Raw genomic sequence first — 22106 nt, 5'->3', positions numbered from 1 at the left:
ACTAGCGTCTGGTGTATGGACCTGGTTGGAATGGAAATCTCCGTGTTTGAGGATTTCACAAGTGTGTTTTTCCAGCCCGAGGCATACCAGCAGATCGCTCACCTTTCTGTAGGCGTTGATGTGCCTATGTTTATGCCCTCGAGTTTGGATGTGTTTACAGACCTTGACGCTTACGTCGCCGCAGCTTATGGCGCCGTTGGCAACGATCCCACACAGATTCCCGCCGTCGATTCCGCAGTTGCCGTTTCCAATAACCGTTTCCTTATCGCCGCCCAAGTCAACGAGTTTTTGCCCATCGAAGGCTGCGCCGAGTTCGTTTTTGGTTCGGTCACTCTCGACGAGTTTGGCGATGCGATGCTGATCCTTCCCAGCGTGCTTGCCCAGCAATCACACGAGTTTCCGATTGTTTGGTGTGCGTGCGACAAGGTGGATTCGCTGGAGGATTATCATTCCTTTTCGTACCACGACCCGCATGTTTTGTTCCGCGCTGGGTTGCAGCTGGCAAGCCAGTATGCCCCCATTACGTTGTGGCAGCTCATGACTGAGGTGGGCGAAGGTTGGTCCGCTGTGCTCGCATTGATTACTACGCTGAAGTCCGAGGGCTACCGGGTGCGCCGAGCTAGCGGCCCCGCTGAACTTTTCTTCGTTGAACAGCTCCTTTCTTCGCACGTTCCATTGTCGCCGAGCGCCGATGCGGACATGGGTTGTGAGGCGATGCTGATCGCCATTGACTCCTTGCTTCGCGACGCCGCGCTCAGGGCCGATCCTGCCATCGGCGACGCCGCGAAGCTCCTTGCCCGTCAGGTTCTTTCGAAGATCCCTACTCGGGTCCTTGCGAAGTTTGCCGGTAAGGACACCTATGAACCGGTGAAATTCGAGCAGCCGGTGCAACCTCCTCAGGCTGTTGGCTGCCCAGCGATCATGCAGGGTTTGAAGATCAATGTGTATGACCATTCAACTTGGGAGCGGCTTCACCAGTCCCGTTCGCTGATTAAGGCCACGCTGTGTCATGGTCCCGATGGCGATTTTGCTTCCATTTTCACGGTTGGTTCCCTTGTCGGAGATTGCGTGGAGCTGGAGTGCATTGTCACTTCGCGCTTGCTGTTAGTCCATCCAAGTAGTCTCCGAGACATTTCGATCGCCGGTCACGCCGCCTAATTTGTGTGAAGGCATGCCTGCTAGCCCCGTCCTGCGGGGTGAGGCAAGCATGTGTCGGCTTGTGGTGGGTCAGCACCTTGCGCGCGGAGTTTGATGAACCTCCGGATGCGCCGCCGCTTTTGCTCCAAGGTGTAGCCCCACCGGCCGAGCCCGTTGCGGATCGGCGGATTGGTGTTGTCGTCCTTTGAGGTTTTCCCGGAATGCCGCGTGGTGATGCCGCCGATCAATCCCTCAAGCCCCGCCAGGGGACCTTTGGGCAGGGTTGTCCCGATGAAGGCGCCGTTGGCGCGATGCCAGGTGACGTGCCCTTTGGAGTTCATTGTTGCCCGGACTCGCCGGTCGGTTTTCGCGTTATGATGCTTCCGGCACAAGCTTTGCAGGTTCGAGGCGGTGGTCCACCCGCCGGCGGCGTGGTTGATCACGTGGTCGATGTCGCACTTGTGTGCGGGTACGTTGCAGCCGGGATAGCGGCATGTAAGGTCCCGTAGCCAAATGGTCGCCCGCAGCTCGAAACTAGGTTCGTGTTCGCGCCGGCATTGCTTAGCCACCTGGTGAGCGTCGTAATACACCTTCCGCACGGAGCCCAATTTGGCGCGCTGAGCGGCGGTGACGGGTCCGGTGTTATACAGCCATGTGGCATCCACGGTTTCCTCTGGGCGCGGCGAACCGAACCCCACAAGCACGAGCTTGCTCACCACATCGGTGCCCTCGGGCCGGTTGCATACCAAGGTTACCAACGCTTCCGATTTGCTTACCTCGTGCTGTTTGGCAAACACCTCAATCGTGTCAAAGACCACCTTGGCGTCCATGTCTGATAATTCTGCGGTCAGCAATGCGTTACCGCCATTGGCGCCCGAAGACAGCGCAACTGTGTTTGGTTTCGTGTCCGCCGTCTCCGTTGGAAGCAGCATCTCGCGCACAATTTCCTCGAGCCAGTGTGATACTTCGGCGGGGCTGGGTATATCTTGTCCGGGGACGGTAGCGGTGAACTTTTCCACCAGCGCAGCGTCGATTGTGCCGCATTGTTGCGGGGTGAGCGGTTCTTCTAGGCGTTCAAAAACACGTTCCATGCTTATCATGTGCCGCCATGACACCAGCCCCCGCGTTTTAAACAGTGTGCGAAACGTGGGAAGCTCGGTGTGCAGGCGGGCACACCAACTGATCGCGCGTTCCACCTCGCGCATCGAATGCGCGTGCCCCAGCTTCGCCGCAAGTTCCCCGCTGAGCGTATGCAGATCCTCCGTGGACATATCCACGCCAGCGGTGACATCCAGCAGCATCCGAGCAACGAGCCGCATGGCCTCGAGTTGCGCAGCGCCTTCTGCGCAGATTTCCGGCAAAAAGCGGGGTGACGACGCCGCGTCCAGCACAACGTTTTCAGCTTGCCTCATGTTGGTCGCGTCACCTCCCGAAATCCCGAATTGATTGTCCCTTGCTGGTACAACACAAACCCTACATACGTGACATATCTTCTACCAGTGTTTATGCTGCGTAAGGCTTAAATTTCCTGGTGTGAAAACGGGTGCCCGAACGGCTCCAGCTGTATCGTTCAAAAGCGGTTGCCTTTGCCGTTGTGAGCTGCGGGGATGCTGCAGAAGTGTTAAGTGGAGAAATCGCTAGCAACAAGCCTGATGTCGGCGCAAAATTGGTCTGAAAAATACCCAAAAACGGGGGTAGAAATCGAGGAAAACGGCGTTATATTCGCGGTCGGTCGCGGCTGGCGGGGCGTCGATAAGCGGCGTTTCGTTGATTGTTGGATGGTCGGATGCGATTGATGCGGAATTTTCTCGTCTAACGTAGGGTTTAGGGAGGAGGTCTGTCTCGTGTTGGTTGAGTTCGAGTTTTCAAATTTCCGGTCTTTTCGGGACTCTACGCTGTTGACGATGCGCTCAAGCCGTGAGCAGAGGTTTCGTCATCGTGTGCCGCGATTTGAAAGCAGGTATCGAATATCTGTTAATCCTATTGCCGCGATCTATGGGGCCAATGCTTCCGGCAAAAGTAATCTTTTGGATGCATTGTGGCAGTTACGTTCAATAGTTGTTGGTGGAATGAGCGTCGCACGTGTAGCGAACTGTGCCTTTAAATTGTCGGCAATGGCTAGGCAAGAACCGACTACTTTCAAGGTAATTTTCATGCATCACGGGCAGATGTATACCTATTTCTTAGCTGTGCGCAAGGGGCGAGTTATCGAGGAATACTTGTATTTGATACGTGCAGAAAATGAATTAATGATTTTTGATCGAAGCGAAGCGGAGGTGCAGCTTGGATTGCTATCCGACAACGTATTGCTGGCGGAGTTGGTAAAGAACGTCAAGCCTGCACAAGCGTTTGCCTCGATGGTAGCGCAAATGTTTGCGGGGAATTCGGAGTTTACGGATTACTTGGCACCATTTGCGTTTCTTGATCGCATTGTTTGGGCGTCGCCCGTGTCCGATGATGTATTTATGTTGGGTGCATACAAAATTAACACAATCGGACAGGCTCTTTCTGCATTAAGTATTGGAGTTGTCCGTCTGAATTTTACGCCTTTAAATGTTGAGGAAAGTCCATTTTCTGAGCAGGAGATCGAGGAGCGTTTTCCTGAGTTTATGGACTTTGGTCGCGAGGTGTACGTTGTGAGAAATGGCAGGTTGTTCGTGCTCGCAGTGGATGCTGAGGCAGAGGTTTCGATACATCACGTGGGCTTCGTTCATCAAGGCGAAGATGGGGGCGAGGTTGTTCTGGAATGGCGTGACCAGTCGGAAGGTACTAAACGAATAATTGCCATACTTCCGTGGTTGTGGTTAGCTGCGAATCATCCGGAACCTCCGATTTTGCTCATCGATGAGCTTGATCAAAGTCTGCATACACAAGTGGTACAACAGATTATTCAAGGATATCTTGATTCATGCACGAAGGATACCCGTGCACAATTGATTTTCACTGCTCACGACCTATTATTGATGGACTTGGATTATTTCCGACGAGATGAGATCTGGATTGTGGAGAAAGATCTGCAAGGTGAGTCACGGCTTATTGGGCTAAATGAGTATCGTGGTTTGAGGAACGATAAGGATATCCGGAAGAGTTATTTGCAAGGCCGGTTCGGCGGCGTCCCGCATATTTCTGGATTTCAGCTAGCGGAGCAATTTTCGGCTCTAGGCGGTGAATAGCGGTTGCCGCGTGCTGCGATGAATAAACGTCAACTGCGGCCAAAAGCAAGGAAAAATAATACGCGTGATTATCGGCGACTTGTGCTTATTGTTACTGAAGGCAAGACGGAAAAACTCTACTTCACTAACCCACTGCTGCTGGGGGATGCCGCACATTCTGGGCTGAATGTAAAAGTAGATTGCCGTCAGACATCGCGGGGAACTGAGCCGAAACATGTTTTGGCGTCGATGGTTGAAGTCGTTGAAGAGTATAAACGACGAGGCTTGTTGCGATCGGGTGATCCCGCGTGGTTGGTTATTGATGACGATGGGCGAGATGATCAGGCTTTCGCGGAGCTTGCGTACTGGGCGTTGAGCCGTGATGACCGCAACATTGCATACAGTAAGCCTCAATTCGAGTATTGGATTCTGCTTCATTATTGCGATGGGCACAACGTGGCGACACAAAAGGAGTGCTTGGAACAGCTTAAAAGGCATGATCCGAAGTACGAAAAGACCAGGAACCAGAGTTTACGATTCGACGAATCGGTAATGCGGTTGGCAATTCAAAGAGCTCAGAACCGCACTGCGGGTATTGGTGAGGACTTTAAAGGATTAAGGGCCGCGGGTTTTGCGGTGACTTCGGTACGCCTGCTTGTGGGATTTTTGCTGGGCCTGTCACTTAGGTGACCTGTCGTACCCGCGTTTGGTACCCCCACTTGGAGGATCCAACCTTGTTGCATCCGGTAGCGCCTTACCATTGGGGGCAACTGCGTTGAGGTTGTAAGGGAAGGAGTCGGCGTAATGGTCTCTGCATTAGATCGCGCCCAAGGCGTGTTGTATGGGCAGGCAATTGGCGATAATTTGGGCGCTTCGGTGGAGTTTCGGTCACCGGAGGCAATTAAGGAGATGTATCCGGACGGGATTCGGGAGTTACAGGACGGCGGTGCGCACAATATCATTGCGGGTCAGCCGACGGACGACACGGAAATGGCGCTGGTATTGGCGCACAGTATCGTGCGAAACGACGGGTATGACGTTGATGACGTGCGGGAAGCGTATCGCAAGTGGGCACGGTCGGAACCCGTTGATATTGGGGCAACGGTATCCAGCGCGCTGCTTCGGGACCGCCTTGATGAAACGAGTCAGGCCAACGGTGCGTTGATGCGGGTGAGCCCGCTCGGCATTTTCGCTTCCCGTTTTTCTGAGGCGGAGGCCCGCGAATTAGCGGTTAAGGATTGTCTGATTACGCACCCGCACCATATTTGCCAGGAAGTGAATCAGGCGTATGTTGTTGCGATTGCAGCCGCGATCCGTGACGAGCTTTCCGCGGAGGAAGTATTGGAGTTGCTGGCTGCTGATCCGAGCGCCGTTGTTCGCGAGCTTGTGGCTGCGGCGCGCGCGGGTGGGAAGCGCGACTTGATGTTTAGAATGAAGTCCGCCAAGAATGCGTTTTTCCAGGCGGTTTGGGAGCTTGCCCACGGCGATAGCTTTGAGGACGCCGTGGTGCACGCGATCAGCTTGGGCGGCGACACCGATTCGAACGGTGCGGTCTGTGGATCATTGTTGGGCGCAGTGTATGGGGTGGATGCCATCCCAGAGCGCTGGCGGAAGGTTGTGGATGCCTGCGAGCCTGGCCCCGGGACGCTGAATCCTCGAAGCGAGGAATACTGGCCGCGGGACCTTTCCAAGTTGGCCGAACAATTGCTCGGTTAGGGCATCGCCATGCCCACAGCTGCGGCGATCTCTTGCTTCAGGGAAGCAAGGCGTTCTTGAGCCGCCGCAGTGGGCACTTCGTCCGCGACGGGGAGCACTACCTCTAAATAGCACTTGAGTTTGGGTTCCGTGCCGGATGGGCGGACGATTACGCGGTCGTCGGCGGCGGTGCGGATAAGCACCCCGTCCGTGCCGGGTAAGCTTTGGTAGCCGTCCGCAAGGTCGGCGAACTCCACCACTTCCGAGCCCGCGAGCGCCGCCGGCGGATTCGCACGTAGTTTCGCCATGCCGTCGGCGATTTGTTGCAGGTCGGATACCCGGAAGGTCAACGGTGCCGTGGCGTGCAGGCCGTGTTGCCGCGCGAGGTCTGCCAGCGCGTCTTCGACCGTCCGGCCCTGTGCTTTGAGCTCGGCAACGAGGCTGGCCATGGTAATGCACGCGGTGATGCCGTCTTTATCGCGGACGAACTCGGGGTCGGTGCAATACCCAATCGCTTCCTCGTAACCAAATATGAGTTCGGGCGTGCGGGCGATCCACTTAAACCCCGTGAGCGTGGTTTCGTGATGCAGCCCGTGCGCCGCCGCGATGCGGGCGAGCAGGCGGCCAGAAACGATAGAGTTGGCCATCGTTCCTTTGCCGTCTGCGCGTTTTGCTAGGTATTCGCCCAGCAAGGCGCCGGTTTCATCTCCGGAAAGTTGGCGCCAGCCTGTGGCGGTTGGGATTGCTGCCGCGCAACGGTCGGCGTCGGGATCCAGTGCGAGGATAAGATCTGCGTTTAACTCGGTGGCCAATGCGAACGCAAGGTCGAGAGCGCCGGGTTCTTCCGGGTTAGGGAAGGAAACCGTGGGGAAGTCCGGGTCGGGGAGCGCTTGTTCGGATACCAAGTGGACATCGTCGAATCCTGCGGCGGCGAGTGCTTTCACCGCGACGCAACCGCCGACGCCGTGCATTGGGGTCAGCACGATGCGCAATGGCTTGGGGGTACCGCGCGTTGCGGCACGTTTCAGGTAATCCTCAATAACGTCGACGTGTTCGATATTGTCGGCGGAGCGCGGTATCTCGTCTGCGGGCGGCATGGCGGTGATATGCGCCGTGATTTCCGCATCCGCCGGTGCGACGATTTGTACCCCGTTACCTGCACCGAGAGCGATGCGGCCGCCGAGATATACCTTGTAACCATTGTCGGCTGGCGGGTTGTGTGAGGCGGTGACCATTGCGCCGGCATCCGCTCCGAACGCACGTACGGCGAAGGCGGTGACTGGGGTGGGTAGTTGCGCGGGTAGGAGGAGCGCCTTTCCGCCGGCTCCGGAGACGACTTCTGCGACGTCGCGCTGGAATTCGGCGGAGCCGTGGCGGGCGTCGCAGCCGACGACCACAACCGGGGTTTGAACCTTTGTTTGAAGCCACGACACCAATCCCGCCGTTGCTCGGATTACGACGGCGCGGTTCATGCGGCTTTCCCCAGCACCTACCTCGCCGCGCAGGCCTGCGGTCCCAAATGTGAGTGGTCCGGAGAAGCGGGAGGCGAGCTCGGTTTCGGCGGTTGCGTCGCCGTTGATCGCGGCGTCGATAAGCTGCGTGATAATGGAACGGGTGTTTGGATCGGGGTCGTGGTCACGCCAAAACCTGGCGCGTTGCAGGGTGTTCATTGTGCACTTTCTTCGTCGGGAAGGCCGTCGAGAATGGCGGCGGAAGCGGAGAGGCCGAGGCGGGTGGCGCCAGCTTCGATCATGGCGAGCGCGGCTTCGGGGGTGCGGATGCCTCCGGAGGCCTTGACGCCTAGGCGCCCGCCCACAGTTTCGCTCATGAGTTTGACGGCATGTACGGAGGCGCCGCCGGCTGGGTGGAATCCGGTGGAGGTCTTTACAAAGTCTGCGCCCGCGGCCTCGGCGGCACGGCAACACGCGACGATTTCAGCGTCGGTAAGCGCAGCGGATTCGATAATAACTTTGAGGAGGGCATTTCCGCATGCTTGTTTGATCTCGGCGATTTCATCGCGGAGGTCATCCCAGCGACCTTCCTTGGCCAGCGCGAGGTTGATCACCATATCGACCTCGTCCGCGCCCTGGCTGATTGCCTGGGCCGCCTCCGCCGCCTTGATCGATGGGTGCACGGCGCCGGACGGGAATCCGACGACGGTGGCCACCGCCACGCCCTCCGGTACCGCGACCGGCAGCATCGACGGGGAAACACAGATTGAAAACGTGCCTAGCCGCTCTGCTTCTGCGGCGAGTTCGGCAACTTGGGCGTGGGTCGCTTCCGGCTTGAGCAGGGTGTGATCGATCATAGCGGCGACGTCCGCGCGAGTGGTCATGGTGCGAAATCTCCTCAATAAAGTGTGCGAATTAGTCGATGCGCTCAAGGATGACAGATTCTGGCATCGAGGGCGCGGAATCGGTGATGGCAAACCCTGGCGTGAGCGCTTCGAGGGCGCGCTCGAAGCGATCGGGGGTATCCGTATGCAGGGTGAACAACGGTTGGCCACGCCGCACACGCTCGCCGAATCCGGCGTGCAGGGTGATACCGGCGCCAGCCTGCACGGGGTCCTCTTTACGGGCCCGCCCAGCCCCAAGCCGCCAGCTGGCCACACCTACCGCGAGGGCATCCAGGGTGCTGAGGTAGCCGTCGCGATCGGCGGTGATTTCGTGCGTATGTTTGGCTTGCGGAAGAGGCGCATCGGGATCGCCATTTTGTGCGGTAATCATGCGCTTCCACACATCCATGGCGCGGCCGTCATCGAGTGCCGCAGCGATATCAACATCGGGTTTCCCAGCCAGCGTCAGCATTTCCCGCGCCAACGCGATGGTGAGCTCGCGCACGTCGTCGGGGCCTCCGCCAGCCAAAATGTCCACCGATTCCTGCACCTCAAGGGCATTTCCGACGGCGCGGCCAAGCGGATGCTCCATGTCGGTCAACAGCGCCACGGTGGTTACGCCGGCGTCTTTACCCAATTGGACCATTGTGCTGGCGAGCTCGCGGGCGGTGTCGATGTTCTTCATAAACGCCCCAGAGCCGACCTTGACATCGAGCACCAGTGAGTCGGTGCCTTCCGCGATCTTCTTGCTCATAATCGAACTGGCGATCAGTGGAATGCTTTCGACAGTAGCGGTGATATCGCGCAGCGCATAGATCTTTTTGTCGGCGGGTGCGAGTCCCGGTCCGGCGGCGCAGATAATGCAGCCGGGGTCTGCCAGGATCTCCATCATGCGTTCCTTGGATACGCTCGCTTGCCAACCGGGAATAGATTCGAGTTTGTCCAGGGTGCCGCCGGTGTGGCCGAGCCCGCGCCCGGACAGTTGCGGAACCGCGACGTCGAAAACCGCGACAAGCGGTGCGAGCGGGAGGGTGATTTTGTCGCCGACGCCGCCGGTGGAATGTTTGTCGACGACGGGGCGGTTGAGCGCGCCGAAGTGCATTCGCTCGCCTGTTTCAATCATGGCGGCGGTCCAAGCATTGATCTCATCGTGGTCCATGCCGTTGAGGAAGATCGCCATGTTTAGGGCGGCCATTTGTTCGTCTGCAACGACGCCGCGCGTGTAGGCATCGATCACCCATGCGATTTGTTCCGCGCTCAGGCGGTGGTGGTCACGTTTGGTGCGAATGACGTCTACGGCGTCAAATTTCTCGGCCATGAGGTGCTCCTTAGGGATGATAGCGATAGAAAATAAGTGATATGAGTCACGATGGTGAGGTTCTTGTGTGCTGGCCTACCTCCGATTATCATGAGGGCTAGAACAATTGTCAAGGGTATGTTTATCAAGTGTTAATCAGTGTCGCGAGGAGGCACCCATGACCCCCACCGATTCCGAACTTCTCGAACTGGCTCGCGAAGCTGCGCAACACGCGTACGCTCCGTATTCCGACTTTCCGGTAGGCGCCGCCCTGCTGTTTTCGAACGGCCGAGTGGTCACCGGATGCAACGTTGAAAACGCTTCGTTCGGGCTCACGATCTGCGCGGAACGCACCGCCGTGACGCGGGCAATTATCTCCGGCGAGCCAAACAGGTCGGAGCGCCCTCGCATCGTGGCGGCCGCTGTGGTGGGGCTGAAGGCGCAACCTTGCTACCCCTGCGGTGCTTGCCGCCAAGTGCTTTCCGAATTCGGTTGCGAACGGGTAATCGTTGCCGAGCATGACCGCGCGCATTCCGTGCCCTTTGCGGAGTTGCTTCCGTATGCGTTCGGACCGGATTCGTTGTAGCCCCTCACCTCGTCCTTAGCCCGTCACTAGAAAGGCCCCACATCATGGATCGTCTTCAAGGTCTCCTCGGTATCGCCGTTATTTTCGGCGTGCTGATTCTCTTCTCACGACATCGAAGGCAGATTCGATGGCGCACGCTAGGGGTGGGGCTCGTGCTGCAAATCGCCTTCGCCCTTATCGTGTTGAAATGGGATTACGGCTTCCTGGCGTTAAAGAAGATCGCGGAGGGGCTGGAAAAACTCACTGAGTTCACCAACCAAGGCACCTCGTTTGTGTTCGGTGGTTTGTTCGGCGAGGACAATGGTTTCGTGTTCGCGCTCAACGTGCTGCCGGTGATTATTTTCCTCGGTGCGATTATCGGCGCTTTGTACTATTTGCGCGTCATTCAAATCTTTGTGGATCTGCTTGGCGGGGCACTGAAAAAGATCTTGGGCACCAGCAAGGTGGAGTCGGTGTGGGCGTCCACGGTGATCTTCCTCGGGCAAAGCGAGGCGCCGCTGGTCATCGCGCCGTACCTGCCAAAGCTCACGCGCTCCGAGCTATTTACCTGCATGACCGGCGGTTTTGCCTCCGTTGCGGGTTCTACGCTGATTGGTTATTCGCTGCTGGGCGCACCTTTGGAGTACCTGTTGGCGGCAAGCCTGATGAACGCGCCGGGCTCGCTGATTGTGGCCAAGGCGTTTTGGCCGGAGACGGAAGAGTCCAATTTGGATGCCTCGGTCCGCGATGTTCGTGATACGGAATCCAAAAATATTATCGACGCGATCGGTAGCGGCGCCATGTCCGGCGGGCGGATCGCCATCGCAGTCGGCTGTTTGCTGATCGCCTTTATTGCCTTTATTGCCATGATTTCCGCAATCCTCGGCGGAATCGGCGGTTTGTTCGGTCAGGACAATTGGTCGCTGGAAGGCCTGTTCGGCCTGATTTTCGCCCCTGCAGCGTGGCTGATCGGGGTGCCGTGGCAGGACGCGCAGCTCGTGGGCAATTTTATTGGCGAGAAGACGATTATTAATGAATTCGTTGGTTTTACGTCCTTCGGCCCGCACATTCCGGACATGGATCCAAAGTCCGTGATGATAACTACGTTCGCATTGGCCGGGTTCGCAAACATTAGCTCTATGGCGATTCAGATCGGTTCCATCGGCGGCCTCGTTCCGGAGCGCCGGGGTGAGGTGGCAAAGCTGGCACCGTTGGCGCTGATGACCGGGTTTGCCACCAACATGCTCAATGCGGCAATCGTCGGCGTAGTGGTGTTTTAGCAGGCAACGTTTGCTTATCGACGGCGGCTGGTTGCGGGATCTTCAAGCACACGGATCGCGGTACTTTGATCGATTACTACGTGCGTAGCCAGCCCCATCGTCAGCGCAGTCCGGATGGCTGCGGCCTTGTTGACGCCGCCCGCGACGAGGATTCGTATGGGCCGTGATTTGAGGTCTTCTAAGGTGATGCCGACTGTTCGTTCGTCCACGCTGGGGAGGGCGATTTCGCCGGTGGTGGTGTAGAAACGGGAGCATGCATCACCAACTGCATTGGCAACCAGCTTCGTTATTTCGGCTTTGGTGAGGTACCCGAGGTTGAGAAGCAGCGATTCGGGGTGTACTTCGCCGACGGTAAAGATCACGACGTCGGTCTCCCTGCCAAGCTGCAGGATATGCGCGATATGTCGGTCTTGTTCGACGATTCTTTTGGCCTCGACGTTATCGAAAATAACGGGCAATGGAAGCGTGCGGGCGTGTGCGTTAAAGGCGGAGCAGAAGCGATTGATGGTTTCGATATCGTTGGTGCTGTATTGCGAATGAGAGGTACCGCCCTTAAGTTGCACGATTTCCACGCCGTGCAGGTCGGTGGGTGGGAGGTGCTGTGCCACCGCGAACATGGTATTGCCCCAGGAAACGCCGACCTTCATGTCGTCGCGAACTTGCTCGGCGAGCATATCGGCGCCGGTGCGGCCAAGCTCGCGCAATAAGTCGGAATTCGTGCCGCGCGGTACTTGGGCGAGGCGCACATCGGCGAGCTGGAAACGCTCGATGAGTTCGGTAGCCAATTGCGAGCTGGCCTGGCGGGGGTCGTTGATTTGTATGGTGACAAAGCCCCGCTGCTTGCCATGGTGGATCAGCTTTGATGCGGTGGGTCGAGAAACCCCCATTTCTTGGGCGACTTCCGCTTGGCTAAGCCCTTCTTCATAGTAGAGCTTCACTGCGGTAAGTGCTTGCTCGTCCCGCGCGTCCACGGCTGTGTGTCGTCCTTCCACTAGCTGACATAAAGAATGGTCGAATCTGTTTTGTCACCTTATTATCCGTTATTGGTAATGAGGAACGCCAATGGGTTGATTACTAATTTTGGCCATGGTTAAGGGATGAAAACATGCCATGGGGGTAACGCACGGGGTAGGTGGTGTGCAACCTGTGGTGAGTGGTCTGCGATTATGCAAGGTTCAGACGTGTACATTTCTGATATACGTCTGCGATTCAACAGTATATTCGATATCACCCAATCGGGTGATATGCGGCGTGGCGTGCACAATATTGCGTTACAGCCGTGGGAAAATTTGGTCGAGGTGAGACCGTCCCTTGATCGGTTTGAGACCATTTATTACCGCTACGGGGGTAGTGCTTGCGTAAGGTTGCGCGGGATTTATTCACTTTTAATGCGGTTCTGGTCACCCCCGAACGATAAAGTGTTAGGGGTAATTCTCTTAACAAACATCCGGAGCCTTACCACGTCATGTCTCACCCTTTTGCTGTTGTCGATTTAAAGACCACCGGCTTCAGCGCCAACGACCGGATCGTCGAGATCGGAGTTGTGCTGCTCGAATCTGACGGTTCGATCAGCGATACATGGGAGACGCTCATTCGTCCGAATCGTAAAATCCCAAACCCGGATGTACACGGGATTACCGCATCGATGGCCGCGGCGGCCCCGCGCTTTCCCGAGGTAGCGGAGCATTTAGGGCGATTGCTGCAAGACCGAATCGTGGTAACCCATGATGCGCGCCTAAAAATACGCATGCTGCGCCGAGAGTTCGCCAGACTTGGTGTGGAATTGGATTTTTCTCCGGTGTGCACGATGCAATTGGCGGGGTCGTTGCCCGGCAGCCCGAAATCGTTGGATGATTGCCTAGTGGCGGTTGGGGAAGCTCGGCTGGCGGAACACGATGCCATTTCGGACGCTCAAGGTACCGCGACGCTGTTGCTGCGCCTATTGGATTCGCAGCCATTGCCCACCGATTGTGCCGTAACGTATGTGCCGCCGCTGCCCACCCCAGAGCAACGCCCCGCAGTGCCGCGATCCCATCCCCATTCCGGTAAGCATGGTGGTGATGATGAAGGGGTAGAGCCGCCCACCGAAGTGTTCCGTGCGCCCACGAAAAAGCGTGCGAAAAGAAGGACGCCGACACGGAATACTTCACCCGTAAATGTGGTCGATCCGGAAGCGGAAGCGCCCACCGAGATTTTTCATCAGGTATCGGAGCCGTTTGTGCGGCCCGCGGCGTCGTTAAGCAGGCACCGGAAACCGAAGTCGAACGCGCAAGCGGACGTGCTTACGGATGTGTTCGTGGCGCCGACCTCGCAGTTGCTGTCGGTGGGGGAATCGAAGCGGGCAATTACTAAACCGCTGCAGGATGAGGCGGTGGCGAATCTCGCCCCAGAAACCAAAGCCAAGGTCGAAGAATTATTCGAAGGCTTAGCGGAGCTGGAAACCGAAATCGACCCGATGGCGTCGTGGCTCGCGGGGGTCGCGGAGCGCGTTCCCAAAACCGGCGACCAGGATGCGGACTATTATCTGTGCTTTCTGCGGGCGGTGCTTATCGACGGTCAGATTAGCCCAACCGCCGTCGAGGCGTTGGTGGCGTGCGCGGAGGCGCTTGGGATTAGCCGCGATGAAGTGCAGGATTTGCACGGGAGATTCGTACGTCAGGTCGCTATCGAAGCGTGGGTAGATGGGGTAGTCACCGACACCGAGCGAGCGTATTTGCAGGATGCGGCCACGCAATTGGGCGTAGACCCCGAAATCGTTGAAGAATTGCTGGCGGAGCCCGAGGAAGACGCCAGCGATGTCACTCCAGGTGCGCTATTTGCGCCGGGTGACAGGGTGACCTTTACCGGCAATCTCGCCGTGCCGCGTGACGCGTGGGAAGCCCGCGCCCGCAGGGTCGGCTTGGACGTCGGGGAGGTCACCCCCGAAAGTGCTGTGGTTATCGCCGCAGACAAAAATTCCACAAGCGAACGGGCGCGTCGGGCCCGCGAACTCGATATCCCAATCATCGACGAAACTGTATTCGCACGGCAGCTAAGTGCGCTGAAGAATCTGCCGGTGAATGAAGAGGAACCCGCTGCGGGTTTCAATATGGTGCTGTTTCCCTGGGCGGCGGAGTTTTCGCCCGCGCCGAGCTCCGTGGGGGAGGTCGCGGCGCTGTGGATTACCAACCACCCGGGCGAGCCGTTGTATCGCATGTCGGCTGTGCTTAGCCCGGATCTGATCCCCGATGGATTAGACCGGAATTCGCGCATAGTTGCGGGTTGGTTCGCGGATTTTCCGAACCCGCTCAACGCCACCGTGCACGCCTTGTCTGAGCTGCACGGCGTGGGGAAGCTGCGGCTGCAACAATTTGTGCACGCCGTGGTTGATACCGCAATCGAACTGGCGGACCAAAAGGACCGGAGCCTCGCGGAGCTTCCGCCTGCTGATTACCTCGCCGATTATGAAGACGTCAACACGGTCGAATTCACCGCCGCTGAGGCGTTTGCGGACATTCAGTACGACGATTTCGCGCACATCGCTAGCAGTTCCGACGCGGACTACGTTGTCGACGCCGTGGTCATCGACGAAACCTGGTCCGCAGCGCCCGAGCTCAACGCCGACCTCACACATTTGGTCCAATGGTGCACCGTTGCGGCGTTCCGCCCAGACATGCCGGAACCCGTGGTGAAATGGGTGGATGCGCTAATCGCACAAGTGCCCGATCCGACCGAGAATGCCGTGGCCGCAGCGCTGGCGGAAATCGATGCGATCGTGTCCAAGGACCCGCGCGGCCCGGTGATTTTCGCGGGGCGTTTGCAGGGGTCGCGCACCCTTGACGATATCGGCACGGAACTCGGACTTACTCGAGAGCGTATTCGACAATTAGAAAAGTCGTTGCGTCAGCGCTTGGCCAATGAGTCGCCTTCGGTGAGTTTGCTTGCCTCCGCTGTGGCTTACCGTTTTTTGCCGCTCGCGCCCGCCGCCCGCGTTGCCGAACTGTTGACCGAATCCGGCTTGCGTACGCTGAGCGCGGTGACGGACATTTGGGAGCTTGACGAAGGCTGGGTCTGCGTCCCTGGTTTTTCCGATCAAGTGGCCGAAGCGCTCAGTACGTTTTCCGACGATTGGGGGGTTTGTTCGCTGTCTGCGATCGCCAAGCCGTTGGGCGTCGAGGCGGACATGCTGGCGGACTATTTGCGCCGCGATCGGCGGTTGCGTGTGGAGGACACCCGCATTTTTACCCGGAATGATTCCTACCAGGATCGTGCCGGCGCGGCGCTCGCCACCGCCGGGGAGCCGATGACTGCGGACGAGATTATCGCCGAGATCGGTTCCGGTAACGCCCGCTCCATGTCGAACCAGCTTTCGGCAGATCCGCGGTTTATGCGCGTGCGTCCGGAAACCTGGGCGCTTAGCGAATGGGGCATGGAGGAATACACCACCATTTTCGATTGGATTGCGCGCCGCGTGGATGCCGCCGGGGAGATTTCTCTCAACGATTTGATCCGCGATGCCCACACCATTGGCGCCGCCGAAAGTTCCATTCGAACCTATTGTTCAACGGGCGAATTTGTGATCGAAAACGGCGTGGTGCGGCGGGCGGAGGCGCCGGTGGTCAACGATGCGTCCCCGCGCGAGGTTCCGAACTTCTACCGCCGGGGGAACACATGGTCGTTGCTGCTGGTGGTCAATAGCGATCACCTGCGCGGCTCCGGTTTCGGCGTGCACCGCGGCGTGTGCGCGCTTGTCGACGTCCCGTTCCTCGGCGGCGTCGAACTGCCCAGCCGCCTAGGGCCACAGGCCGTCCGTTATAACCGGGCGGGCAGCACGTTGGGTACGATCCGCAGGTTTCTGCTGGATCTGGGCGTGGGGGAGGGCGACCGCGTGTGGCTGGAATTCCACGATGACGGCCATTTCGATATCACCCGCGCCACCTCGCTGACGGAGGAACCATCGGTGGCGAACCTGATGGGTCTCGATGTCACGCGGGAGCAATTGGTCCCGGCGGTGAATCGCGCGTTGGGTTTGCAGCCGAACGCCCCTCGGCGCCGAGCGGTGGCCATTTTGCGCCACCGCTACCAGGACGATCTCGCGGATATGGTGCGCGAACTCGTCTAGTTAGACGCGCAGCGGCAGGGCGGCTTCAAGCAGCTGCCGGGTGTAGGCGTGTTGCGGGTTGTGGTACACGGATTCCACGTCGCCGCGTTCGACCACGTCGCCGTTGTGCAGCACGATGATGTCCGTGCAGAGCTGCCGCACCACCGCCAGATCGTGTGACACGAACACCAAGCTGAGGCCGTGGGTGCGTACCAAGCGATCCAGCAGGTCCATCACCTGGGTGCGCACGGACATATCCAGCGCGCTTACGGGCTCGTCGGCGAGCAACACGCTGGGGTTCGCGGCAATCGCACGGGCGATCGAGATGCGTTGCCGCTGGCCGCCCGAAAATTCGTGCGGGAAGCGTTTCGCCGCATCGGGCTCCAGATCCACCTCCTGCAGCACTTCGGCCACGCGGGCTGTTTGCTCGGCCGCCGACATGCCGTGCAGCGGCTCCGCGATCGAGCGGCCCACACGCATGCGCGGGTCGAGGGAGGATAGCGGATCCTGGAACACCATCTGCACGGTGGTGTTCGCGCCCCGGGTAACCGAACCGGTGGTCGGATTATCCAGCCCGGCGAGGATCTTTAACATCGTGGTCTTTCCAGAGCCGGAACCGCCCACGATTCCCAATCGCTGGTGTTTGCGAAGCTCCACGGTGGTTTTCGCCAGCGTGGTGGTGCCGCGCCGCACCCGTGAAATATCGGTCGCGCTGAGCAGCACTTCACCATCGGCGACGTCCGCAACCGGGTAGCGCGGTTCGGTGAGGTCCGAGGCGCGCACCAGCATGCGGGTGTAATCCTCCTGCGGCGCGTGCAGGACGTCTTTGGTGCTGCCGGTTTCCACGATGCGGCCGTCCCGCATAACCACCAGGCGATCGCACGTGCTGGCGACCAGCCCGAGATCGTGGGTAATAAACAGCAACGCTGCCTGCAGCTGTTCCGCCAGCCGCAGGATCAGTTTTACGATGTGCTTTTGCACCGTCACGTCGAGCGCGGTGGTGGGTTCGTCGCACAGCAGAATATCGGGATCGCACGCCAGTGCCATTGCAATCAGGACGCGTTGACGTTGCCCGCCGGAGAGTTGGTGCGGGTAGGAATTCGCCATTTCGGGCGTCAGGTCGACGTCCTTCAGCAGCTGCGCAACCACGTCTGAACTGGCTGGCAGCCCGTGGGTGCGACGCACCTCCGCGATTTGTTTGCCCACCTTCATCAGCGGGTCCAGCGCCGACATCGGCTCCTGGAACACCATTGCGATTCGCTTGCCGCGGACGGTGCGCATAATGCGGTCCTTAAGCCCCAAGAGATTGCCGACGCCCTGCAGCTCCACCTTGCCGCTGGCGCGCAGGTTTTCCGGCAACAGGCCGATGATGGCCAGTGCGGTCAGGGATTTACCGGACCCGGATTCGCCAATCAGTCCGACTCGTTCGCCGGGCGCGAGGCTGAAGGCGATATCTTGAACAAGGTCCTTGCTGCGGGTACGAATCCGCAGGTCGGACACGTCGAGTAGGGTCATGCCACCCTCCTAGTCTTGGGGTCGATGAGGTCACGGAGGCCGTCACCAAGCAGGTTGAAACCAAGCACCGTGATGGCAATGGTGATGCCGGGCCATACGGCCAGCATCGGGGCGGAACCGAGGGAAGCCTGCGCGCTTTGCAGCATGCGGCCCCATGAAGGATCCGGGGGCGGAGTGCCCAAACCGAGGAAGCTGAGCGCCGCCTCCGCGAGGATGGCCAAGGCGAACGCCACGGAGGCCTGCACCGTGAGCATACCTGCGATATTCGGCAAGATGTGCGGAATGGGGGAACGGCCCGAAAGCCGAGCGGCGGCGATATAGTCCCGGCTCATAACCTGCATGGTTCCTGCACGGGCGACGCGCGCGAAGCTGGGGGCTGCGGCGATGCCAATGGCTACCATCGCGGAGACGGTAGAAGCGCCAAAGATCGCGCCCGCCACGATGGCCATGAGCAGCGCGGGGAAGGCGAGCAGCATGTCCGCGCCCCGCATAATCAGCTGGTCAATCATGCCGCGTTTCATGCCGGCGATAATGCCCATCGGGGTGCCTAAACCGACACCGATGCCCACCGCGATCAACCCCACGAGCAGGGTCACGCGGGAGCCCGCGAGGATTTGGGAAAAGATGTCCCGGCCGTAACGATCCGTGCCGAGCAAGTGGCTCAGCGAGGAACCCTGGAGGCGGTCGGTGGGGATGGCATGGACGGGATCGTAAGGCGTCCATACGAGGGAGAGCGCTGCGCCGAGGATCACTATCCCGACGATCACTGCGCCGATCATGCCACTGATACGCATATCAGGCTTCCTTTCCAATGCGGGGGTCCACGACGGCCGCGATGAGATCGACGATCAGGTTCGCAGCAAGAGTCAGGAACACCAGCACCATGACTACGGTCTGGACGGTGGGCAGGTCGCGGGTGACCACGGCGTCGAGAAGCATCGTGCCGAGGCCGGGGATAGTGAACACGCGTTCAACAACGACGGCGCCCACGACAAGCGCGGCCATCTGCACGCCGGTCACCGTGATCACTGGGATCGCAGCGTTGCGCAACCCCTGGCGGATCAGGGCGGCGGCGCGAGACAGGCCGGTGGCGCGGGCCGTACGCATAAAGTCTTCGTGAAGAATTTCGAGGACGGAGGCGCGCACATATCGCGTCATCATCGCACCTTGCACGGCGGCGAGGGCGATGGCCGGCAGGATCAACCGGGCAAGGAACTCCTTTATCGAATAGGAAGGCGGAACCCAGCCATTTGCGGGAAGCCAACGCAAATGCACGGCGAAGGCTGAAACCAATAAAATACCGGCGAGAAAGCTGGGGATAGCGATGCCGAACTGGCTGCTCGCGGTGATCAATGCGCCGTCGAAACGCTGGTGCCGAACCGCGGCCCACGTGCCCAGCGGAATGGCGGCGGCGAGGGCGAGGACCATGCTTACGCCGACGAGGATCAGGCTGACCTGGAGGCGGTCGATAACCAGCGGTGTGATGTCCAGTTTATTGGTCAGCGAAGTGCCAAAATCGCCGGTCAGAAGCGCGCCGATCCAGGCGAAGTATTGCGTAAATAAAGGTTGGTCAAGCCCAAGGGATTCGCGCGCGGCGGCCAGCAATTCCGGGGTGGCGGTGACACCGAGCGCAATCTCGGCGGGGTCGCCGGGGATCACGCGCAACATAACAAAAATTACGATGCTCGCCACAAACAATGTGATGGCAAAGCGCGCCACAATGCGCAGCATTTCGGTCACTAGTTCTTCTCCTTTCGCAGCGGAGCGAGCGGCAAACCTTCCGAAATCACATTCGCCTCCACCCCGGCCACATTGGGGGCGGACACCACGATGTTCGGATAGTTAAACAGCGTTGCGGCACCGGCCTCTGCCATGATCTCGTCGACGGCCTGGCGCATATATTCGGTTTGTTCCTCGGGCGCGCCCGCATCGGCGCGTTCCAAAGACTGACGCACGGTTTCGGAATCGAAACCAAGGTAGTACTCGGGATTCCCGAACAACGTGGGGATATCGCGGGCCTCCACGTGCATGATCACGGACATGTCGTAGTCATGGGCGCGGTGCACCTTGGACAACCACACGGCGGGGAATTCGGTGGATTCGATCACAACGTCGAGCCCTACATCGCGGAGCTGCGAGACGACGATCTCGGAAACATTGGTGGCGTAGGGCAGCGACGGCACCGAAAGCACGATGCGGGTGCCTTCCGCACCGGCTTCGCGGATCAGTTCGCGCGCCTTGTCCGGGTCGAAGGGGTAGCGCTTGGATTCTTCGTACCACGGGTCGGTCGGGGGGACGGGCGCGCCGCCGGTGTCAATGCCTTTGCCGGCCCACGCGGTGTCGATAACCGCCTGCCGGTCGATGGCGTAGAGCACGGCCTGGCGCACGCGGATGTCGTTAAAGGGGGCGCGGCGATTGTTCATGCTCAGCAGCACCTCGCCGTTGGTGGTGCCTTCGTCGATACGGTATTCGGTCAGAGTTTGGAGGAGTTCGGGGGATTGCATGGAGTAAACAACGTCAACGTCGCCAGAGCGCAACGCATTGGTAGCGCCCACGGCGTCGCTAAAGTACCGAATGGCGGCCGCATCGTTGTTCGGTTTGGTGCCCCAATAATCCGGGCGTGCGTCGAAGGACAGCGATTGCCCGACCGCCCAATGCGCAACGGTGTAGGGGCCCGTGCCAATCGGGTTTGTGGCGAGCTCGGCTACGCCATCCGGGGACATCATTGCTCCCACAAAGGTACCCATGGACCACAGCCAGCGATTGCTCGGACGTTCGAGCGTGACTTCGAGCGTGTGTGAATCCAGCACCTTGGTTTCGGACACGAGGTCCATTTGCTTCTTGAGGCCGTTCGTCCATTCATCCGAACGGACACGGTCGATGGAGAATTTCGCGGTTTCGGCGTCGAATGGAGACCCGTTGGAGAAGGTTACCCCGCGCTGCAATTTGAACGTATATGTGCGGCGATCCGGGGAAATATCCCAACTGGTGGCCAGGAGTGGTTCTACCTCACCTTCATCATTAATCTTTACGAGTCCTTCGTACACATTTCCCATGAGTGCTTGCGGGATCGCAGCGCCTGAAGTCTTGGTGAAATCCAAGGAAGCAGGAGCGGCTGATACCGCAATCACAACTGTGTTTTCATCGGCGATTCGACCTACGCGGGTTGCCGTTTGGCCTGCGCTGCAGGCACTCAGTGTGGTCGCAACCGTGGCGGCGGCGAGCACTGACAACGTCGCGTTAGGGCCCTGAAATTTACCCATGTGTTGAAAGGGTAGTCGGTAGCTCCCTGAAATCAGAGTTTTTCCCCACCATGCGGGGGTAACTATCATACACGATGTCTCGATCAAGTAGCAGATCGCGAACCATTTGGGGGCAATCGGTGGGGTGAAATACGAGTGCAACCAAGGAGGAATGTAAGGAAAGCGTAAAATAACGCGCACAATGAGTACTCTTCGCGTCCGCACAAGTTATGCCACCATTGCTCGTTCCCGGGCAATGGCGATCTTTGTGGTGTTCGTCCTGTGTATGAGCCCGCTGACCATTGGTTTTCTGGGCGCTCGCGCCTCCGTGGCAAACGATACATTGCGGTTGTTATATGCGATTTCGGCGGTGCTGCCCGCGTTGGGGATCATGGTGGCGGCCGGCAGTTTATTGGTGGTGGTGTGGCGCCGACGTAAGGTGATCTTAGAGCTCGGCTCAGAGGTATATATAGTGCGCACAGGTGTTCGTCTGAAGGTTTCGGACCTGCGCCGTATTCAAACTTGGACGCGCGATCGCGGCACGGCGGGGGTGCACACGTATCTCGCGCTGATACCCGAACATATCGACGTCCAGATGGGCGCCCGCCCCACGAACGAAACCGGTTCCGGCGCTCCCCGCGAGCTCGATGCGTATGTGGCGGAATTCCCCAGCGGCACGAACCCAAACGTGTTCGAAGTGGTGGAATTAATCAAAACGGAAAACCCGCAGGTGGCGGTGGAAAAGCTGGGGAACATGAGGGGTTAACCCGGCTTGCGTCTTGTTGGCGCGGAGATTGGGGCTGAACCT

17 protein-coding genes are annotated in these 22106 nt (G+C 58.9%); 8 read left to right on the top strand and 9 right to left on the bottom strand.

The window, feature by feature from the left end; translation table 11 throughout:
* Positions 1-15: 15 nt before the first annotated feature.
* Positions 16-1158, top strand: a complete 1143-nt coding sequence (locus CCANI_RS10275; RefSeq protein WP_146323577.1) for a hypothetical protein — start codon at positions 16-18, stop codon at positions 1156-1158.
* Between the two features lie 20 nt (positions 1159-1178).
* Here CCANI_RS10275 and CCANI_RS10270 read toward each other — a convergent pair whose 3' ends face one another.
* The gene (locus CCANI_RS10270; protein WP_146323578.1) at positions 1179-2549 is read right to left on the bottom strand and encodes an HNH endonuclease signature motif containing protein; all 1371 of its coding nucleotides are present in this window, start codon (positions 2547-2549) and stop codon (positions 1179-1181) included.
* Positions 2550-3041: 492 nt separating this feature from the next.
* On the opposite strand from CCANI_RS10270, the gene CCANI_RS10265 reads away from it, so the two are divergent.
* From CCANI_RS10265 to CCANI_RS10255, 3 genes are all read left to right on the top strand, one after another.
* On the top strand, positions 3042-4310 hold the full coding sequence (locus CCANI_RS10265; RefSeq protein WP_146323579.1) for an AAA family ATPase: 1269 nt from the start codon (positions 3042-3044) through the stop codon (positions 4308-4310).
* Between the two features lie 18 nt (positions 4311-4328).
* On the top strand, positions 4329-4979 hold the full coding sequence (locus CCANI_RS10260; protein WP_146323580.1) for an RloB family protein: 651 nt from the start codon (positions 4329-4331) through the stop codon (positions 4977-4979).
* 114 nt (positions 4980-5093) lie between these two features.
* Complete coding sequence (locus tag CCANI_RS10255; RefSeq protein WP_146323581.1) at positions 5094-6005, top strand: ADP-ribosylglycohydrolase family protein; 912 nt, start codon at positions 5094-5096, stop codon at positions 6003-6005.
* On the opposite strand, the gene CCANI_RS10250 is transcribed toward CCANI_RS10255, so the two are convergent.
* From CCANI_RS10250 to CCANI_RS10240, 3 genes are read right to left on the bottom strand one after another with little or no spacing between them, the layout of a single operon-like run.
* Positions 6002-7654 (bottom strand): phospho-sugar mutase, encoded by a 1653-nt coding sequence (locus CCANI_RS10250; protein WP_146323582.1) that lies wholly within the window; start codon positions 7652-7654, stop codon positions 6002-6004. The two genes, CCANI_RS10255 and CCANI_RS10250, sit on opposite strands and share 4 nt — an antisense overlap.
* Positions 7651-8319: a deoxyribose-phosphate aldolase gene (gene deoC, locus CCANI_RS10245; protein WP_146323583.1), complete on the bottom strand. Its 669-nt coding sequence runs from the start codon at positions 8317-8319 to the stop codon at positions 7651-7653. The genes CCANI_RS10250 and deoC overlap by 4 nt, the downstream gene beginning before the upstream one ends.
* A gap of 31 nt (positions 8320-8350) precedes the next feature.
* On the bottom strand, positions 8351-9637 hold the full coding sequence (locus CCANI_RS10240) for a thymidine phosphorylase (protein WP_146323584.1): 1287 nt from the start codon (positions 9635-9637) through the stop codon (positions 8351-8353).
* 157 nt (positions 9638-9794) lie between these two features.
* On the opposite strand from CCANI_RS10240, the gene CCANI_RS10235 reads away from it, so the two are divergent.
* Both CCANI_RS10235 and CCANI_RS10230 read left to right on the top strand, forming a co-directional pair.
* Entirely contained in the window at positions 9795-10202 is a 408-nt protein-coding gene (locus CCANI_RS10235) for a cytidine deaminase (RefSeq protein ID WP_146323585.1), read from the top strand.
* Between the two features lie 44 nt (positions 10203-10246).
* Complete coding sequence (locus CCANI_RS10230) at positions 10247-11461, top strand: NupC/NupG family nucleoside CNT transporter (protein ID WP_146323586.1); 1215 nt, start codon at positions 10247-10249, stop codon at positions 11459-11461.
* 14 nt (positions 11462-11475) lie between these two features.
* On the opposite strand, the gene CCANI_RS10225 is transcribed toward CCANI_RS10230, so the two are convergent.
* Positions 11476-12432, bottom strand: a complete 957-nt coding sequence (locus CCANI_RS10225; protein ID WP_146323587.1) for a sugar-binding transcriptional regulator — start codon at positions 12430-12432, stop codon at positions 11476-11478.
* 494 nt (positions 12433-12926) lie between these two features.
* Between CCANI_RS10225 and CCANI_RS10220 the strand changes: the two genes are divergently transcribed.
* Positions 12927-16562, top strand: a complete 3636-nt coding sequence (locus CCANI_RS10220) for an exonuclease domain-containing protein (protein WP_146323588.1) — start codon at positions 12927-12929, stop codon at positions 16560-16562.
* Here the strand turns inward: CCANI_RS10220 and CCANI_RS10215 are convergent, their stop codons facing one another.
* Genes CCANI_RS10215 through CCANI_RS10200 form a run of 4 tightly spaced genes read right to left on the bottom strand, consistent with a single transcriptional unit; the run spans position 16563 to position 21319 of the window.
* Positions 16563-18056: an ATP-binding cassette domain-containing protein gene (locus CCANI_RS10215; RefSeq protein WP_146323589.1), complete on the bottom strand. Its 1494-nt coding sequence runs from the start codon at positions 18054-18056 to the stop codon at positions 16563-16565.
* Positions 18053-18850 (bottom strand): ABC transporter permease, encoded by a 798-nt coding sequence (locus CCANI_RS10210; protein ID WP_146323590.1) that lies wholly within the window; start codon positions 18848-18850, stop codon positions 18053-18055. Before CCANI_RS10210 ends, CCANI_RS10215 begins: the two co-directional genes overlap by 4 nt.
* A gap of 1 nt (position 18851) precedes the next feature.
* On the bottom strand, positions 18852-19787 hold the full coding sequence (locus CCANI_RS10205) for an ABC transporter permease (protein WP_146323676.1): 936 nt from the start codon (positions 19785-19787) through the stop codon (positions 18852-18854).
* A gap of 8 nt (positions 19788-19795) precedes the next feature.
* The gene (locus CCANI_RS10200) at positions 19796-21319 is read right to left on the bottom strand and encodes an ABC transporter substrate-binding protein (protein ID WP_146323591.1); all 1524 of its coding nucleotides are present in this window, start codon (positions 21317-21319) and stop codon (positions 19796-19798) included.
* Positions 21320-21500: 181 nt separating this feature from the next.
* Here CCANI_RS10200 and CCANI_RS10195 point away from each other — a divergent pair, with 181 nt between their 5' ends.
* A complete protein-coding gene (locus CCANI_RS10195; RefSeq protein ID WP_146323592.1) occupies positions 21501-22064 on the top strand; it encodes a hypothetical protein in 564 nt (187 codons plus the stop codon).
* Positions 22065-22106: the final 42 nt, after the last annotated feature.

This window comes from Corynebacterium canis (assembly GCF_030408595.1).
In the GTDB taxonomy this organism is placed as follows: domain Bacteria; phylum Actinomycetota; class Actinomycetes; order Mycobacteriales; family Mycobacteriaceae; genus Corynebacterium; species Corynebacterium canis.
The sequence above is the reverse complement of the archived record's forward strand: the minus strand, read 5'-3'. Positions and strand labels throughout refer to the sequence as shown.

Bases quoted from the DNA above. Each gene is read 5' to 3' on its own strand.
- CCANI_RS10275 (WP_146323577.1), top strand. From the start codon at position 16: ATGGACCTGGTTGGAATGGAAATCTCCGTGTTTGAGGATTTCACAAGT.
- CCANI_RS10270 (WP_146323578.1), bottom strand. From the start codon at position 2,549: ATGAGGCAAGCTGAAAACGTTGTGCTGGACGCGGCGTCGTCACCCCGC.
- CCANI_RS10265 (WP_146323579.1), top strand. From the start codon at position 3,042: ATGCGCTCAAGCCGTGAGCAGAGGTTTCGTCATCGTGTGCCGCGATTT.
- CCANI_RS10260 (WP_146323580.1), top strand. From the start codon at position 4,329: ATGAATAAACGTCAACTGCGGCCAAAAGCAAGGAAAAATAATACGCGT.
- CCANI_RS10255 (WP_146323581.1), top strand. From the start codon at position 5,094: ATGGTCTCTGCATTAGATCGCGCCCAAGGCGTGTTGTATGGGCAGGCA.
- CCANI_RS10250 (WP_146323582.1), bottom strand. From the start codon at position 7,654: ATGAACACCCTGCAACGCGCCAGGTTTTGGCGTGACCACGACCCCGAT.
- deoC (WP_146323583.1), bottom strand. From the start codon at position 8,319: ATGACCACTCGCGCGGACGTCGCCGCTATGATCGATCACACCCTGCTC.
- CCANI_RS10240 (WP_146323584.1), bottom strand. From the start codon at position 9,637: ATGGCCGAGAAATTTGACGCCGTAGACGTCATTCGCACCAAACGTGAC.
- CCANI_RS10235 (WP_146323585.1), top strand. From the start codon at position 9,795: ATGACCCCCACCGATTCCGAACTTCTCGAACTGGCTCGCGAAGCTGCG.
- CCANI_RS10230 (WP_146323586.1), top strand. From the start codon at position 10,247: ATGGATCGTCTTCAAGGTCTCCTCGGTATCGCCGTTATTTTCGGCGTG.
- CCANI_RS10220 (WP_146323588.1), top strand. From the start codon at position 12,927: ATGTCTCACCCTTTTGCTGTTGTCGATTTAAAGACCACCGGCTTCAGC.
- CCANI_RS10215 (WP_146323589.1), bottom strand. From the start codon at position 18,056: ATGACCCTACTCGACGTGTCCGACCTGCGGATTCGTACCCGCAGCAAG.
- CCANI_RS10210 (WP_146323590.1), bottom strand. From the start codon at position 18,850: ATGCGTATCAGTGGCATGATCGGCGCAGTGATCGTCGGGATAGTGATC.
- CCANI_RS10205 (WP_146323676.1), bottom strand. From the start codon at position 19,787: ATGCTGCGCATTGTGGCGCGCTTTGCCATCACATTGTTTGTGGCGAGC.
- CCANI_RS10200 (WP_146323591.1), bottom strand. From the start codon at position 21,319: ATGGGTAAATTTCAGGGCCCTAACGCGACGTTGTCAGTGCTCGCCGCC.
- CCANI_RS10195 (WP_146323592.1), top strand. From the start codon at position 21,501: ATGAGTACTCTTCGCGTCCGCACAAGTTATGCCACCATTGCTCGTTCC.